The organism is Flavobacterium chungangense LMG 26729 (assembly GCF_000735715.2).
In the GTDB taxonomy this organism is placed as follows: domain Bacteria; phylum Bacteroidota; class Bacteroidia; order Flavobacteriales; family Flavobacteriaceae; genus Flavobacterium; species Flavobacterium chungangense.
In genome coordinates this window covers 1-17359 of record NZ_JASY01000033.1, presented here as the reverse complement: position 1 = coordinate 17359, position 17359 = coordinate 1, and the positions used below count along the sequence as shown (strand labels likewise).

The 17359-nt window shown below is 32.3% G+C and carries 14 protein-coding genes and 2 pseudogenes; 8 read left to right on the top strand and 8 right to left on the bottom strand.

Translation table 11 applies throughout. From position 1 onward, the window contains the following. Nucleotides 1-1832 (bottom strand): annotated as a pseudogene (locus tag JE46_RS24360) (DUF4402 domain-containing protein); the annotation flags it as partial. Between the two features lie 592 nt (nt 1833-2424). Continuing rightward, complete coding sequence (locus JE46_RS23425; protein WP_031457724.1) at nt 2425-2985, bottom strand: hypothetical protein; 561 nt, start codon at nt 2983-2985, stop codon at nt 2425-2427. A 178-nt stretch (nt 2986-3163) separates the two neighbouring features. Between JE46_RS23425 and JE46_RS23420 the strand changes: the two genes are divergently transcribed. After that, nucleotides 3164-3568 carry a helix-turn-helix domain-containing protein gene (locus tag JE46_RS23420; RefSeq protein ID WP_031457723.1) on the top strand — a complete coding sequence of 135 codons (405 nt, stop codon included), beginning with the start codon at nt 3164-3166 and terminating at the stop codon, nt 3566-3568. A 222-nt stretch (nt 3569-3790) separates the two neighbouring features. Here the strand turns inward: JE46_RS23420 and JE46_RS23415 are convergent, their stop codons facing one another. Together JE46_RS23415 and eptA are read right to left on the bottom strand one after the other, a co-directional pair. Continuing rightward, nucleotides 3791-5233 carry an ApeA N-terminal domain 1-containing protein gene (locus JE46_RS23415; RefSeq protein ID WP_031457722.1) on the bottom strand — a complete coding sequence of 481 codons (1443 nt, stop codon included), beginning with the start codon at nt 5231-5233 and terminating at the stop codon, nt 3791-3793. Between the two features lie 226 nt (nt 5234-5459). After that, nucleotides 5460-6997 (bottom strand): annotated as a pseudogene (gene eptA / locus JE46_RS23410) (phosphoethanolamine--lipid A transferase EptA). Nucleotides 6998-7391: 394 nt separating this feature from the next. On the opposite strand from eptA, the gene JE46_RS23405 reads away from it, so the two are divergent. The 5 genes from JE46_RS23405 to JE46_RS23385 all read left to right on the top strand — a co-directional run bounded on the left by JE46_RS23405 (nt 7392) and on the right by JE46_RS23385 (nt 10855). After that, the gene (locus tag JE46_RS23405; RefSeq protein WP_031457721.1) at nt 7392-7637 is read left to right on the top strand and encodes a ribbon-helix-helix domain-containing protein; all 246 of its coding nucleotides are present in this window, start codon (nt 7392-7394) and stop codon (nt 7635-7637) included. Beyond that, nucleotides 7630-7908 carry a type II toxin-antitoxin system RelE/ParE family toxin gene (locus JE46_RS23400; RefSeq protein ID WP_031457720.1) on the top strand — a complete coding sequence of 93 codons (279 nt, stop codon included), beginning with the start codon at nt 7630-7632 and terminating at the stop codon, nt 7906-7908. The genes JE46_RS23405 and JE46_RS23400 overlap by 8 nt, the downstream gene beginning before the upstream one ends. 128 nt (nt 7909-8036) lie before the next feature. Then, nucleotides 8037-8453, top strand: a complete 417-nt coding sequence (locus JE46_RS23395; RefSeq protein WP_031457719.1) for an acyl-CoA thioesterase — start codon at nt 8037-8039, stop codon at nt 8451-8453. A gap of 222 nt (nt 8454-8675) precedes the next feature. After that, complete coding sequence (locus JE46_RS23390) at nt 8676-9824, top strand: helix-turn-helix domain-containing protein (protein ID WP_031457718.1); 1149 nt, start codon at nt 8676-8678, stop codon at nt 9822-9824. A 140-nt stretch (nt 9825-9964) separates the two neighbouring features. Beyond that, complete coding sequence (locus tag JE46_RS23385) at nt 9965-10855, top strand: alpha/beta fold hydrolase (RefSeq protein WP_209445169.1); 891 nt, start codon at nt 9965-9967, stop codon at nt 10853-10855. Between the two features lie 252 nt (nt 10856-11107). Here JE46_RS23385 and JE46_RS23380 read toward each other — a convergent pair whose 3' ends face one another. Next, nucleotides 11108-11488, bottom strand: a complete 381-nt coding sequence (locus JE46_RS23380) for a hypothetical protein (protein WP_031457716.1) — start codon at nt 11486-11488, stop codon at nt 11108-11110. 54 nt (nt 11489-11542) lie between these two features. Here JE46_RS23380 and JE46_RS23375 point away from each other — a divergent pair, with 54 nt between their 5' ends. Further along, on the top strand, nt 11543-13033 hold the full coding sequence (locus JE46_RS23375; RefSeq protein ID WP_051873002.1) for a S41 family peptidase: 1491 nt from the start codon (nt 11543-11545) through the stop codon (nt 13031-13033). Nucleotides 13034-13305: 272 nt separating this feature from the next. Here JE46_RS23375 and JE46_RS23370 read toward each other — a convergent pair whose 3' ends face one another. Further along, the gene (locus tag JE46_RS23370) at nt 13306-14394 is read right to left on the bottom strand and encodes an SGNH/GDSL hydrolase family protein (protein WP_083480930.1); all 1089 of its coding nucleotides are present in this window, start codon (nt 14392-14394) and stop codon (nt 13306-13308) included. Between the two features lie 479 nt (nt 14395-14873). Between JE46_RS23370 and JE46_RS23365 the strand changes: the two genes are divergently transcribed. Further along, nucleotides 14874-15875, top strand: a complete 1002-nt coding sequence (locus JE46_RS23365) for an IS110 family transposase (protein ID WP_031457713.1) — start codon at nt 14874-14876, stop codon at nt 15873-15875. Nucleotides 15876-16100: 225 nt separating this feature from the next. Here the strand turns inward: JE46_RS23365 and JE46_RS23360 are convergent, their stop codons facing one another. Continuing rightward, nucleotides 16101-16745: a hypothetical protein gene (locus JE46_RS23360; RefSeq protein ID WP_031457712.1), complete on the bottom strand. Its 645-nt coding sequence runs from the start codon at nt 16743-16745 to the stop codon at nt 16101-16103. A 479-nt stretch (nt 16746-17224) separates the two neighbouring features. Continuing rightward, nucleotides 17225-17359: IS3 family transposase (locus JE46_RS23355; RefSeq protein WP_031457711.1), on the bottom strand; the 135-nt coding region annotated here is incomplete at its 5' end.

Genomic DNA, 17359 nt, shown 5'->3' with positions numbered 1-17359 from the left:
CAAATTGCTGTTGTTGTAGTGGTATTATTGGCTGTGCCTGCAAATGCATTGACAGTAAATGTTACATCAGAACTTCTAGCGGCACATGATCCGCTGGCAGCAATCGTATAACGGATCGTAACAGAGGTATCTGCTGTCACGTTTGCAGGGGTATAAGTCGTACCCGAAATGCTTCCCCCTCCTGAAAATACTGACCACGTTCCTCCAGCCGGAGTAGCAGATAAGGCTTTGGTCGTGTTTTCGCAGATAGCAGTTGTAGTAGTAGTATTGTTTGGTGCTCCAGCAGTGCTGTTTACAACCACAGTCCTTGTAACGGATATTGCAAGACTGCATGTTCCATTGCTTACATTAGTTAAATTTAAAGTAGTATTAGGTGAAACTCCTAATGTCGTTACGGTTACAGTTCCTCCTGAACCTATTGTTGCTGTACCTGAAACTGCTCCTGTGTAAGTGACTACATTTCCTGCTGTACCTGTAATCGTGAAAACGGCATCGCTCCCTGAACAAATTGGAGTTGGCGAAGTCAAAGTTGGTGTGGTTAAAACACACAAATTAGCCACTCTGGAAGTAGGACCACAAGCTAAATTACTTTGTTTAACTAAATCTCTATATTTATAGCTATTCATTGCTGCAGTAGCCGCCGTAATAGTCAAAGTACCAGTTGTTGCTCCTGAATAAACACCTGCATTAGTAATGTTAGTCCAAGTAGTACCATTATTTGTGCTCACTTGCCATTGATGCTCTGTTGTTCCGGAACCTGAGGTTGTAACAGTGGTTGTAAATGTTATATTTCCGCCTGCAAGTACAGATTGATCTGCAGGTGTTGCAGAATTTAAAACACTTGAAACACCACCACCAACAGTTGCATTTGCATAATTTCCTGTATAAGAAGCCGCAACCGGTCCGGTTACAAGCCCTGTACTGTTAACCGTTGGAGTTCCTACACCATAAACACCTCCATCATTACCATCGGCAGAAGCTAAATGATAATACTCGTTAGCATCTGAACAGCCGTCGTTATCAGAATCTAAATCAAATTTATTTGGAATAGTATCAAGATCAGTATCACACATGCCCGTTAAACTAGCATTATCAAAATTTATAGCATTATCCATTGATACAACATACGAATAAGTACCAGCAGGCAAACTCACTACGCCTTCAATAAAAGTCCAGCTAGTATTATTTGTAACTGAAATATTTCCAGTTGTAGCTCTTACGGTCCCTCCGGTTCCGGTTCCATCTACAATTCTTATAGATCCTACACCTGTAGCCGGATTAGAGTCTCCAAACGCCCTGTTCCTTGAAGAGAAAAAACCACTAAACGTTAATATTGTATTTCCTGTTCCTGTAATTGTAAAAGTTTGATAAAAATCATTTGCACCATTTGCTATATCCAAATATCGTTGATACGTATTAACATTTGCTAAGCCAGGATCTGCACTACTCTGTGGTCCAAATCCACTTGGATAAGTATAGGGTCCCGGTCCATCAACCCGAACTACATTTGCCTGATTACCTGTACCCAGAACCCATGGCGCAATATTTGCACCTACATTATTTCCATCAAGCGGTGTAGTAACATTTTCAAAACTACCTGATAAAATTAAATTATTACACTCATCAGTATCCAAAATTCCATCATTATCATCATCCAAATCCTGAGAATTTACGATACCATCTCCGTCAAAATCATCCGAAGGACCTGTTTGGGCTTTTGCCGAAACAACAAAACATAATAGTATAGCAATTAGGGTTGTTTTTGAAATTAAAACTGATTTTAATTTTTCTGTCAAATTGGTGTTTACTATTCTGTCGTTACAAAAAGACAATGCATTTTTTTTGTAAAAAATAAGAAACACATTAAAAAAAGTCAATTTAAAGTAATTAAGCACTTTGAAAGTAAAATTATACATAGGCGTTTATGGTTTGGCAAGGGAATTAAAATCCAAAATAATTTTTTAGAAAAGGATAGCTTTTTGAAAGGAAGAATAAAGCACTAATCGCATACAAATTATATTTTTGTGAAAGCGATTGAGGCTTAATTATACAAGTATCATAAAATTAAAATAGGTTCTAAGAATAGTTTTTAGTTTAATAATCAGTAGTTTGAGTTGGACAAAACTAAATAAACCTTAAAATAATAACTATGTTAGTCGGTAATCTACTTGAATAAACGTCGAAATACATTTTTTAAAAATAAGATGTAGTTTTTTATTTACACAAAAATGTTAATCACCAATGTTTACAAGGTAATTATTGACCCCGTGGAAATTTAATTTTAGATAAAATACATCCATTTACTTTGTAACTTCAAAAAAGGGCTCCTAAAGAATAAAAATGCCGAAGCTTTGAAGAATAGATAAAAAACGTACCCTTTCTGAAGTTTTCATAATGTCATGTTTTGAATAACCAGAGGATATTTTATTCGGTTACAGGGATAATTTCTTCTTCTTTTTCAATCTTTTCAATGCCTCTTTCTCCCATAATCTGCCCGGCATCGAGCATTCTGATTAAATGGATATAGCACGTTACGAGATCATAATCAAGCTCTTCTGTATGGGGAGACAATGAGATCTGGACAATTTCATAGAGAAAAAAAGTAAATTCTTCAGGAGTTTTCTCTTCAAATGCGCTTTGAAATACCAAAAAAGGATTCGCGTATTCTTCTTTACTAAGTGAAGCCAGCTGCGTTATGGACTGATAATCGCCCGAACCTTTCACTTTCCATTTTCTGCTTTTCCTCTTTAAGCAATAACACACTTTGATAAAAGAGCATACAGCAGTGTAGAAAACAAAAATTTCGCATGGATTGTCTTGTTTGTATATCTTGCTCTTGTGGCAATGCATGACCACATCACTCAACATCTGCTTGTAGTAATCGAGATGGGCAAAGTCAAAAAAAGAGTAAAGAGCCTCAAGTGGATTTTCTGCTTCATAGGCTGCCCAAAAATTAGTTTCAAAGTATATTTTATTCTTTTTCATGGCGGGAAGATTTAAAATTCACCAGCGAAGTTCTACTCTTTCAAAAGGATAAACTATTCCGGATTTGGATATACTATCTTACAAAGGGATATTTTACAGATATTTTTTTATCTTTGAAATTCAGACTTTTTAATTCAGATGGCTTTATCTTTGAGCCTTTAGAAAACTAACACTCATTATGGAACAGAAAATTCATCAGGGAAGAAACATAAAACGTTTTAGAGAAATGCTTAACATCAAGCAGGAAGCATTGGCTTATAATCTGGGTGAAGACTGGAACCAAAAGAAAATTTCTTTGTTGGAGCAAAAAGATGTAATTGAAGACAATCTGCTAAAACAAATTTCAGCTGTATTAAAAATTCCTGTGGAAGCTTTTCAGAATTTTGACGAGGAGCAAGCAGTGAATTTAATTTCTTGTAATTTCTCGGATAATGCAATGTTCAATAACAGAATTGAAGTTTTTAATAACAATCCGATTGAGGAAATCAAAAAACTTCATGAAGAGAAAATTGCTTTGTTTGAGCGTATGCTGAAAGAGAAAGATGATATGATGGTGAGACTTGAGAAATTGATTGGTAAATAATTATTTTTTTGATCCCTAATTACGTATCCTTCTTTCCTTTTAAATCTCTTCACTAAAAATATAAGATTTAACTTATTTTAAATATTTTATGAACTGACAGAAAAAGAGACAGAGACTCATGAGACGATTACAATTTATAACAACTAAAAAAATTGTGCAAAGCCTAGAGACATTTGCACAGCATCAATAACTTTTTGTTCTATCATCTTCCTTTTTGATCATTTAATTAAAAACTCTTGAAGATTTATTAATGAATAATTGATCTAATAGTTGCTTATCAAATCCAATCTCAATAAGAATCGAGGCAATTAATACTCGTTGTAATTTTAGGTATAAATCTACTAAGTCACTACCAGTCAATGCGTTCTTTTCTCCTTTTGGATCAAAATGGGTGTAATAGTTTCTTGAATGCTTAACTTGTTTTATAAAAATTTCGGCGTCCCCAATAAATTGAGAAATCGATGGTAATGAATATTTACCAACAAGTTCTCTTAATCTCATCTCTAAAATTAGATCATTTTTCAACTGCAAATTAACCCAATCATATAAAACATCATCATTTAATGAATCTTTAATCTTATTCCTCCTTCTTTCAAATTCAGCTTTCGGTAATATTTTGCTTTGCTTATTTTTTATATTCAATAAATAATGAAAACTTTCCGCAGCTTGCGCCAAATTCAGAAAGAAAACATCAATTATCTTCTCACTTCTATAAAAGTGGTAAAATATCAAATTAAAGGTCGGATTTAGTATTTTATATTTTTCAAACCAATTGCTAATAATTTCTGGAAATTTGTCTTTGATATCATCATAAGTAAACAACATTTGGAAATGAGTCCTTGGTATTTCTTTTATGTTATTATTTCTTTGATGGTAATATAATTTAACCCTTTTCGGTGCCTTAATATATTCAGTTTCACTAACTCTAATATCATTATATACTTTATCACACATTAATTCTAAGTTCGAAGAGTTAATAGGCTTGTAGATAGAAGTTATTAAGAAATTTTGAAATTTAAATAAATATTGGATGCAATCAAGAAGAGATAACGAGGCTTTTGAAAATAATGTTAAATATGTTGTCTGCTTAATGAAATATTCTTTTTGAAAATGAGAAGTTGTGGAAGTTGTAGTATGAAATCTAAAAGCTCCATCGAGATCCTCATTAATTTTAAACTCAATAGGATTTGGCTCATTATAATTCAAACTAATATTAAAACCATCATCTTGTCTAAAAGTTGGTCTTATATTAGAAAATCCATGTACACCAAGCCATTCATCAAGATTGAAAATTTCAGATATAATTTCGTTAAACGATAATTCATCGTATTTTTTTATGTGGGCACCTTCTAAAATATACTCTACTTCGTAACTACTCGATTCTTGTCTGCTTAAATTGATCATTTTCAATTTTTGTTCCGGATTTTTCGGAACACCCCTCAAATTACGAATATAGCATTTATGTAAAGTAATTTCATATCCATCGAATGTATTTCCTAAGATAAAATCAATTTTATTAAAATCTTTATAATCATAAAGACTTCCAAATAATTCAAGTAGACTATATTGTTTACTTGAATTATAAGTAAGTGTGCCTTTTACTTTATTATCGATTTTATTTGGCAAAAACCACTCTCCTTTAAATATTATTTCTTGATCTTCCATACTTCCAAATTTAATTAATTTTCAATGTCAAAAATATTGCACGTGTACGCAATCATTTTGCGTAGACTAAAATTAATTGCCCGATCTCGAAGATTTGTAATCCATGCCCGCAAAGTATATCTTAACAGATTTAATAAAATCCAGTTTTTAACTATATACTTTTATATCAGTTTTTATTAATATGTAGGAACAGGCAAGGAAAGAATTTCCGATCCAAAAACTACTATTATTTAAAAATATTCAGCTGTTCATCATAAACAGGACTTTGTATGTTTAAAAAATTCAAAACACTATGAAACACATGGTTTTGCGATACTGTTTTATTTGTTTTTAGCTGTTTTGAATTGTCAGAAACCCAAACTATAAAAGGAATCTCATACTGTTCTTTTGGCGCAAAACTTATGGGCACTCCGTGCATATACAGATTTTTTTCGCCTAAAGATTCTCCGTGATCCGAAACAAAAATCATGGCGCTTTTATATTCTTTTAATTCCTTTAAATCTTCAATTACTTTTGATAAAATATAATCTGTGTAAACAATAGTATTATCATAAGCATTTAAGAGCTCTTGCTGCGAACATTTTCCAAGTTCAACGCTGTTGCATACTGGCTAAAAGTTTCAAAAGAAGGCGGGTATTTTTTGCTGTAAGTAGGCCCGTGGCTTGTACTGGTGTGCAGTATAATAAGTATTTTATTTTTCTTACTTGACAGAATCTGTTCTTTTAATCCTGTTAAAAGCAGTTCGTCATAATTACATGCTTCACCTTTACAATCTTTCTTTAAAAGATCTCTGTTTTGATATTTCTCAATATGTACCGGAGGTTCTCCCCAGTTTGTGGTTCTCCAGATAACTTCTACATTATTTCTATAAAGATAATTGGGAAGGATTTCATATAAATCATCAGAGTTTTTATGTTCCAATATACATTTTACACCCGCTGTTGTATAAGTAGCGCAGGAATTGGCATTAAAATGAAATAAATTAGTTGTCTTGGAAAGCAGCGGATTGGTATTTTTTTTATATCCATACAAAGAAAAATTCTGGCTTCTTGCCGATTCTCCAATTACTAAAACAACAACCGATTTTTGATTGTCTTTTATAACGGCATTTGGCAATAGAATTTCTTTTTCATTTTTCTTGTATTTATGAATATAAAAAAGCGACATATTTACAGAATACGACCAAGGCATTGCAAGGCCTCCCAATTGCTTTGAGTTTTTATCGATCCACAGCCAGTTGCCTGCATTGGCAAATACCAAAACAGCAATAAATAATAAAGTGAGAGAAGAAAGCTTCAGGAATTGCTTTAAGGCAACATTTATTATATTGGCTTTAATGATATAAATACTGGGAAGAATGCCCAAAAAAACCAAATATAAGATCAATTTAAAAGAGAAAAAACTGCTGGACTCTTCATAATTGGTATTAAGGATGTTACCAATCATCGTTTCATCGATTATAACACTATACGTATTTACAAAGTAAACGGCAACTGCATTGATCATAAAGAATAAGACCAATAAAAATTTACCCAGATAACGAGAGAGCGAAAATATGAGGTAAAAAACAAATGCATTTAAAACCAGCATCAAGATTACCAAACTAACAATCAAAACAATGCCGCTCAAACTTTTATAATCAATATGATTAAAGACATAGTTGAAAAAAGGCAGATGAAAAAACACAAAATTTAGAAAACTCATTAGTAAAACAAAATGAGTTAATCGTACGTTACTTTTTAATATAAATGGCAGTGATTTCATAAATTGAAACAGTAGTAATTTTATATAGAGAAACAGCTAAACTAATGAATGCTAAATAAAAGATGATTAAATCTTCGTGAATTATTTTGTTGATTAAGCAAATACCACAAATTAGAAACAATATCACAAATATTGGATAGTATTTTTTGTCGTTAACCCGATCTCGAGGATTTGTAATCCGTGCCCGCAAAGTATATCTTAACAGATTTATAAAAAAGAAAATCCAGTTTTTAACTAAACCTTTACATCAGATTTTATTAATATAGGAACGGGCACGGAAAGAATTTCCGCGCTATCGTTGCTTAATCAAGTTCGAAAAAACGATTTCATCCAAATCTATTTTTAATTTCAAAGTTTTGGTGTAAATTTACACCAATCTAAAATTTGTATTATTATGACACGCCAAAGTATATCCTTAACTGCCCCGAATGAAGAGTGGTTGAAAAATCAGGTTAATACAGAAGAGTTTAGCAGTAAAAGTGAAGCTATTAACTATTTGATCAAGCAGGCTCGTTCACAAGAAGAATACTTTGAGTTTGTGAGAGCTAAAATAGATAAGGGAGAAAAAAGCGGATTTGCAAAAAAACAAACCAGAGAAGAAATGTTAGCCGAATTTAAAAAAGATCTGCCTAATGTATAGCTGCTATTTAAGTAGTGAAGCCAAAGAAGATTTAAAAAGAATCTATTATTATGGTGTTAGTAAGTTTGGTATTAATCAGGCTGACAGCTATTTTAATATGTTTTATGATTGTTTTGAAAAAATAGAGGAAAATCCTTTTTTATTTCCATCTGCAGATCGCATTAAAAAAGGATATCGTTATTGTATTTGTGGTGTTGATACTATTTACTACCAAATTAAAGGAGATAAACAGGTAGAGATTATTACCATTATCGGAAGACAAGACTTTTGAAACAGTTTATTGAACGAAAAGAATTTCCAAGCTATCGTTGCGCATATCCGGGCGATCGGGAATTTAGACCGCAATAATTCCAAAATATTTGCGTTTTTTATAAAAATTAAAACTCTATAATCAATACTATGGAATACTCAAAAAATTACACTGCTGTAGACAAACATATAGATGTACAAGGTATTATGGATGGCTTATATTACCCATTTTATATGGAGGAATGCCGCCATGATTATATTAGGGAAATTCTAGGTTTTGATTTCGTTCAACAGGCAGAAAATGGTGTATTTATGGTTTTATCAGAGTATAAGATCAAATTTATACGCTCCCTCAAAAAAGACGATAATTTTGATGTGACCTGTACTGTATATACAGATGCTCAGGGATTACCAAGACTGCATTTTAAACAATCAATACTAAAAAATGGAAAAATAATGGCCTCAGCGGTATTTACAGGAACTTGTATTCCTGCAACCGGAGGAAGACCTTATTTACCTGAAGAATTGAAAGCGAATTTAACTGATGCCTCTTCATTGGAAGTTTAATATCTATAATAGAGTTAAACTACAATTTGCTTTTCAATAAATTAGCCCGTTCCCCAAAGTGTTCCTTTCTAACGCTGGCAATCCCAAAAGCTTTCGGGACTGACTTTGCACTGCCTATTTATATGTTCATGAGAAAATAAAAAACATTACTGCAAATATTTAGTATTTTTATCATTTTAAAAATACTTAAACTTACATACACGCTTAAAAAATTGCCTTTTAATGGATCAACTATTCAGCTTTTTTGTTGCAGGTACGACTTTATTACTGGCATTTTTAATCTTTGCAAATATTAATCAGCTAAACAGTCGGGTTAATCGATGGTTTGGCTTTTTTATTCTGTGTATTTTCCTGATTCAGTTTAATGATTTATTAGAGAAAACTGAGTTTATGAAAACAAGAATGCTCATAAATGATTTTCTTGGCTTAACAGATTTTATAGTTGCTCCTGTTTTTTATTTTAGTGTAATTTATTTTATTCAACCTAATAGAAAATGGCGAATCAAAGATAATTTTCATTTTGCCTTTGCTTTTATAATTTTTCTCTTGCTTTTACTTTCACTATTGGTTGATGCGCCTGCTCCAACTGCTGCCGATAAAAAGAATGCTGTTTTAATTATAACTGTTTTTAATTTAATTTTTTGCCTACAGGTGATTCTCTATTGCATTGCTGCTTACAGAGAAATTACTTTCTATCAAAAGAATTTATTTTTGTACACTTCAAATGTATCTGCAATTAACTTAGCATGGCTACAAAAAGTAGTAGTTTGTGTGCTCATTATAACAGGTCTTTGGTTAATGGACAATTTCTTTAAATTGGCAAAAACCAATAGTTCATTTGATCATTTTGCCAGTCTGTTTTATCTGATAGGCGTTTTTTTTATTGCTTATTATTCTTTAAAACAAAAAGAAATTCCAAGTCTTAATCAACAAGAAAAAAAAGAAATGGATGTAATTATACTGGAGAATTTCAATGTAGAGAGCAATGAGAAAAAACTAATTTCTGATATCAATTTACAGGAAATGAAATCAGTTTTAATTGAGGTAATGAACAATCAAAAGCCTTTTTTGAACCCTGAATTGAGTTTATTCAAATTGGCTTTACAATTGAATATTTCATCTCATCAACTTTCGTACATTATTAATAAAGGTTTTAACGAAAATTTTTACCAATTTATTAATCGTTACCGGATCGAAGAAGCTAAAAAATTAATTCAGGATCCAAAAATGCAGCATTTGAATTTAATAGGAATTGCTTTTGAAGTGGGTTTCAATTCTAAAACAGTTTTTTATACAACTTTTAAGAAAAACACCAATCAAACTCCATCAGAATTTAAAAAAGAAAACGTCGCTTTAGCACAAATTCTCTAAGTTTATTTAATTTTGACCAATTATGAATTTGTAGATTATAGTTTATTTTAAAAGTAGTCCTGATTGATAAATCAGAACTTTTAAGTGGTAAATGATACTAATATTTGTATCAGATTATTTAAAAAAAATAAAATACTACTATGAACTTTAAAAAAGAAACACGAAAATTAAAGCTAAACAAAATCATTAAATTTAGATTAAAATCTATTTTCATAATTACTTTTTCTGTCCTCTGTTGTATTTCATGCTCAGACGATAATAATGATCGTAAAGTGGAATATCCGGGAATTGCTGTAGACTTAGGACCCCATAAACTAATGGCATATACAGTATCAAAAAAATCAAACTATTTGGTTGTTTTTGAATCAGGTCTCGGCAATGATCATACCTCCTGGTACAGCACCGGAAAATCCTCAGAAATTATAACAATATCTAATTTTCTGGATTCTGATGTTTTATTATACGATAGAGCCGGCTATGGAAAATCAGGTTTTAATACTGAACCCAGAACTATTAATAAATTAAGAAGTGAACTTGAAACTGTGATAAATCAATTTGCAAATGGCAGAAAAGTGGTACTCGTAGGACATTCATTAGGAGGTTTGATTATTAGAGATTATGCCATAAAAAATCCTGAAAAAGCTGCAGGCTTAGTATTTGTTGATGCTTCTCACGAAAAATACAATCATTATTCACAAGAACAGATAAACACCTATTACAATAATTATAAAATGACTAATGGTGCAAATTCAGGCATAGCTTTAGAAACACTGCAATTAATTGAAGATTTTAAATATACAGCGACGCTGCCTAATTTGCCTGACGTTCCGGTTATTGCCATAACAAGTATGAAAACAGATGCGGAACATGACGCGGCCGATAGACAATTATGGTACGACTCTAAGGAATCACTTAAGGAAGGAATTACTAATTTTAAACATATTACGACAATAAAATCTGGACATTTTATTCAACTTGAAGAGCCGGAACTTGTCCTGAACAATATTAAACTAATATTGTCAAAACTATAAGTTATAAAAGAGATTTCGATTGAAATCTCTTTTGCTTTTTCCAAATGTTAGAAATTCTTTACCCAGTCTCTCCGAAGTGTTCCTTTCTAACACTGTGCAATCCCGAAAGCTTTCGGGATCGACTTTGTACTACCTATTCATGTATTCATCAGAAAATAGTCTCCTGACTTTAAAACAACAATTAATATTGATTATAATGAATAAACGATTTGTTGTCTAAAACATTCACTATTAGATGATCTTCTTTTTTAATTAGTCAGTGATTAATTTGAATTTTACAGGTTGAAAAAATATATTGGAATTTTTCTCAAAATAAATTCCATTTTCTTTTTTATCTAATTTTACTTCGTAATTATGAATTATGGTAGTTTGTGCAATCACATTGATCTGGTAAGTATCTCCAATTTTGTTTTCTTTGGATATATTCTGAACAATACCATTAATTACAACCGATTTAGGAACAACGGCAGCGTCATTTAATTTAAAACTAACTACATATCCTCTCTCATTATTCCTGTTATAACTTTTATACGTTTGGTTTTTAATCTCTAAAAGTTGTCCGGAGCAGGAAAAAAGAAAAAAAATCCCGAAAGAAATTAATAAAAAGACGGCTTTTGGAATACTATTTTTCATACTTTTAGCGTTTTTTACTTACAAATTTAACTTAAATCAAACGATTGAAAAACAATGAAATTAAAATATATTGTTAAAACATTAATTATAGTATTAGCCTTTACAGCTTGCAGCAAGGATTCAGATTCTAATGAAACTACAACTACCCAGCCAGACGAGATTAACAACTTTGTCTGGAAAGCTATGAATTCCTGGTACTACTGGCAACCCAACGTTGCTAATTTGTCCGACAGCAAAATCGCTTCTACCGCATCATATAACAATTTTATTAACGGAAAAACTCCCGATGCGCTTTTTTATTCACTCCTATATCAAAGAGGAACTATAGATAGATTCTCCTGGATTGAAAACAGTAATGAGATAGTGCAGGTTTCAAAAATTGCAGAAGTCGAAAAACAAGGTGGTTTTAGCTATGGAATTTATCCTAAAGACGCATCCAATACAAATATGGTAGCCTTAATTAACTACACTGTCCCTGGCTCGCCAGCAGCTTTGGCGGGATTGAAAAGAGGCGACGTTATTACAAAAATAAATGGAAGCCAGCTTACTGCAAGTAATTATGACCAACTAGAAAACACACAATTCACAATTACTCTGGCAGCAAGCGTACAATTTACAAGCAATAGTATGGTAACCACAGACAAAGCAGGAACTCTGACTGTAACAAAAGCCGAAATTGACGAAAACCCTGTTGCTTATTACGAAAAGAAAGTATATGGAGCAAAGAACATTGGTTATCTGGTTTTTAATGCTTTTAAATCCGATTATAATGACGAACTCAATGCTGCTTTCGCTAAAATGAAATCGGATGGAATTAACGAATTGGTTTTAGATTTAAGATACAATGGAGGCGGTTCATTAGAAACTGCAGTTGCTCTGGCGCAAATGATTAATGGCAGTTTTACCAATAAACCCTATATTTACTTAGACTTCAATAACAAACACAATAGTGAAGACGGCTATGAAAATCTTTCCGAAAAAGTAAACATTTTTAACCTGGTTGATAACGAGCCCACTTTTCAGAGAGAAGAAAATATAAACAGCCTTGCTTTGACAAAAATATATGTGCTGGTAAGTTTTCAAACCGCTTCTGCCAGTGAGCTCACCATACAATGTCTAAAAAAATACATTAACGTAGTCACAATAGGCGAAGAAACTGTTGGTAAATTTGTAGGATCCAACACACTATACGATTCTCCTGCTTATAATTATATCTCCTATGCCAATCGAAGTACTAAACACAAATGGCAATTACAACCCATTACCTTTTCCTATTATAACAAAGACAGAGACGCAAATCCAGCAAAAATCACACCTGATTACGAAATTAATCCTTATAGTATTTTTTTAAATCTGGTTGAATTTGGAAACGAAAAAGATCCTTCTTTGAAGAAAGCTCTCGAATTAATTACAGGCCAAACCATGCGAACTACAGCAAAAACCACCAATCCTTCTTTGTCGATTGGCAATCTTGCTGCATTCAACCCTACAAATACTGCCAAAGGTTTATATATCGAGGATTTTAAAAGGTTGAAAAAAAAATAAACAGCAACGAAATTTAGAAATTAAAATCATTAAATCACCTGGCACGAGTGCAATGTTATTAAGTTAAAAGATTTTAGATTGAGTATTAACGATTTTTGATTTCAGATTTGGTTTGACTAAATATTAGAATGTTGATTTTAGGAGTTTTTTACATCTGAAATCAAAAATAGTTAATCAAAAATCAGCAATCATTTTATTTTTAATCTTTAACTTAATGACATTGGGTGCGAGTGCTTTGCTCGTGAACGTACGATTGCCGATTGTTTAATATTTTACCATTTTATATTGCGATCAATAAATTCAATTAGCTGTTTTGACATTGCTTCCTGTTCTTTTCTATTGGGATGATTTCCTCTTTCTTTATAGGGAAAAACTAAGGTATATATTTTTTTATCGTTTAATTGATCAACGGCTTTTTGGATATAGCCAGGCCATTCGGAACCAGACCTGGTAGCGTCCATATTACCCAAAGCGCAAATTATACTCGCCGATGGATATTTACTTCTAACTGAACGAACAAAATCAGCATAGGATTGAATTATAAAAGCTTCTGATGGTTTCTCAGTACCAAATCTTCGTTTAAACTGTTCATGTTCCGGCCTGTTTACAATCCAGGAATCATTTTGAAAAAGATTAATTACTACAATATCCGGTGTATACTTTGTAAAATCCCATTTACTTAAAGGATCGAGCGGTGCAGTACGATCGTATGTTTCAGGCATAATTTCAGGAAACCAGCTTACCGTAATTCCTATCCCGCTGCGGGCAATAATAAACGGTTTAGCATTATAGTGTCTTGCTGTTAGAGCAGCATAGGTATAATAATTATTGAAATCTTCGGGCATTCCCGAGTCTCTTCCTCCTTCCGGGACATCTACACCATGTCCGGCTGTAATTGAATTTCCGTAGAATTCAATTTTTCTGGTACGATTGTCAGTGTTCTTCAATAATTTTGTTTGCCCATAAAGTTCAAATCCATAAAATACATTGACTGAGGTAGAATTTGATAGTTTGTATATTTCTAATGTATGGATACCCGGACCAAGATCTCTGGCTATATTTATAGTTCTGAGGGTATTATCTGTTTCAAACTTAAAAGGTTTTTTATCGTCTTTGTCGATTATGGCGTAAAAAAATGCTTTCTCTTTAAAAGACTTCATTTTTACTGAAACGCCCGACCCTTTAAAGGTTATCCCTGCTGTAGTTCCAGGCCAGTAAAACATAGTTGAGTCTGCTGTAACATCTACTCTTCCCGTGTAATTGATTCGGCTATTATCCGGCCTAACAAACTGCTGTGCGTAGCTGTATGAAATGAAAGCAAATAAAACTAATACCTGTATTTTTTTGAAATTGATCATCATTATATAATTAACTTAGAAAAATGTAAAGTTATTATTTAATCTATTAATTCCCCGCTCCGCAAAGTCTCCATTCAAAAATTTAAACACGCTACGCAAATGTCTCTGACTTTGCGCAATTTTTTTGCATCATATTTGAGCACAATACGTCTCAAAAGTCTCCGACTTTTTTCCGTTTACGTTTTGATAGAATTTTATATTAAGAAGTTTTGTTTTAAAGTCAGAGACTTTAAGATGTCTACGTTTTTTAAATATATTTGTTTAGAATGCCTTTACTTTGGATTAGACAAAAAAACTTTAATTTTATTCAAAGGAAAGCAGAGGTGAACTTTAGACATTTGTAGTTAAGCACTATGCTGCGCATTAGTCCTCTGCCTTCTCCTTGAATCCCGTTGAATTGCTTCAAATAGAATGATGACATGCAGGTCTAATAAAGGCTCTAAAGAAGTTCAACATATTTTATTCATCCTAAATTCAAAGTTATGAAAAAGTATTTATTTTATGTGGGGATTGATGTATCAAAAGCAAAACTGGATATTAACATCCTTGATTCTTCAACCCTTAAATCAGAGCATTTTATCATAGAAAATAATATTAAAAGTATTTTGATTTTTATTAAAAAACTTGATAGAAAACTTGATAAAAAATGTGCCCTTTTTTGTTGCGAAACCACAGGTGTTTACACTAATCATTTATCAAGTGTTTTAGTGAAACTTAATTTAGATTTATGGATTGTTCCTGCTGTTGAAATAAAAAAATCAAAAGGAATCTCAAGAGGGAAAAGTGATAAAACTGATGCTAAAGATATTTCTTTCTACAGCTATAGAAACATCGATAAATTAAAACTTTACACTTCTGCAAGCCTAGATATTCAAAAACTAAAAATGCTTTACACTGAAAGAGAAAAAATGGTAAAAGCTTTAATGCTTATACAAGCAACCAAAGAGAGTAAAGCTTTCACTGATAAAATAATTTTTAAAGAAGTATCACTAATCAACCAAACTCTTGTCAAATCTATTAAAAATTCAATACATAAAATCGAATCAAAAATTAAAGAAGTCATTAAAGCAAATGATCAATTAACTAAACAGGCTGAACTTATCAGATCAATTCCTGGATTAGGTGAACAAACAAGCGTGTATTTTATTATTGCTACCAAAGGATTTACAGCTTTTAAAAATTGGAGACAATTTGCCTGTTATTCAGGTGTTGCTCCTTTTGAACATAGTTCCGGTTCAAGTATAAAAGGAAGGACAAGAGTAAATCATATGGCAGATAAAAAAATGAAGTCATTATTGCAAATGTGCGCTATGACAACATTGAAATACGATTCTCAATTGAAGGAATATTATAACAAGAAAAAAGTGGAAGGTAAAAATTCAATGTTGGTATTAAATAATATTAGATGCAAACTTATAAGTAGAGTTTTTGCCGTCATTAACAGAGAAACTCCTTATATCAACACCTATAAATTTGCATCTTAATTTTTAATGATTTTATTTGTTTTTTATCATAGAATGCGCAGCTTTTCAGAAGAACACTTCGGGGAGCGGGGCACAAAAAAACGAGGTTGTTAGCCTCGTTCTTTGGATTGTATCAATCGTGAAAACTCTGAAAATTCTTGGTCGGTAAAATCTTCCCTTTTAAAACTGATTGGCAGTTTGAGCGGTTGTGACTGCAACACCTGTTTGAGCTGAGAAAGTTTAAGCTTAATTCTCATCGCCTGTACTGTTTGTGCTGTTGCTGATAAAATCCCAATCTTCTCCGCTCAGACCTTCTTTCGACATATAGAACAATCCTGCTTTGTATCGGTCATAAATACTTACATCGGTTCTGTCGTAGTTGAAGTAGTCATGAATATCTGTTACAATCTGCTCATGAAGTTTTTTATCATCAACATAGACCACAAAATGATTGTGACAAGCTTTTCGGTTTTGGAACGGTTCAGTTGTAAAGAACAGTCGGATTTCTGTTGATGCTCCGTGTTTTTGGTTCAGGTAATCATACAGACCGTGCATCTGCTTAAAACAGCTTGTCTTGTTGCGGTCTGTTTTGTAAGCTACCGTAAAGAAGAAACTCCAGTCCATCTGCCAGAAGGTATGTTGAAGGCTCTGTTTATCAGCCAAACAGTCTATGAGATTTCTCATAGATTGGTTTTCCTGTCGCAACGCTTTGTTCTCATCAAACATGATTTCGCTGTCAAAATATCTGGCATGGTCAGCAGGGAACATTCTCTTTCCGCTTCTTAGGCTGGTTTCAGCAAATAGGTCTTCATTCTTTTTGTAAAATCTGTAGATAGTGCTTTTGCTTGCTTTTGTACTTATTATAAATTTCTTTAAATTCTCATATTTCATTTCTTAGGTTGGTTAGTATCTCGTTATTGGTTAGATACAGGAACTCCATACAAGGAGGTTAGTCAAGCATCTCCTTAATAAATACTAACAAACTTTGAAAAGTGTAGCTTATTGGCACTTTTTTTTTAAAAATATTTTTCTGGCTAGGTAAATATGTGTTCCAAAATGACACACTGGTCAGTAGAATTTGAAAAACTGTAGAGTTTTCACTTGGAACACGGATGGTATCGGTTGGTATAAGTACACAATTTTATAGTACGGGGAGGTAATTTGACACTTAAAATCTCGGTATTTAGTACTGAAACTGCCGATACAGGGAGGGAGGATACTCTGAGTACTATTTTTCAAATCCATTGAGATGACCTAGCAGTTGCAGGCTAACATGAATTATATTTTAACAGTTTGGTACACTTTAAAGTGCTATTAAATCAAAAGCCACTCCGTTTAGACTGCACCCAAAATTTTGGACTAATTTATAATTAAATTTGATAATAATGAGCTCGATATTGTATCGGGCTCATTCCTTTTAAATTAAGTTTTATTCTATCATTGTTATAATAGTCTATATATTCGATTATTTCCTGTTTTAATTGATTAATAGAACTGTATTTCTT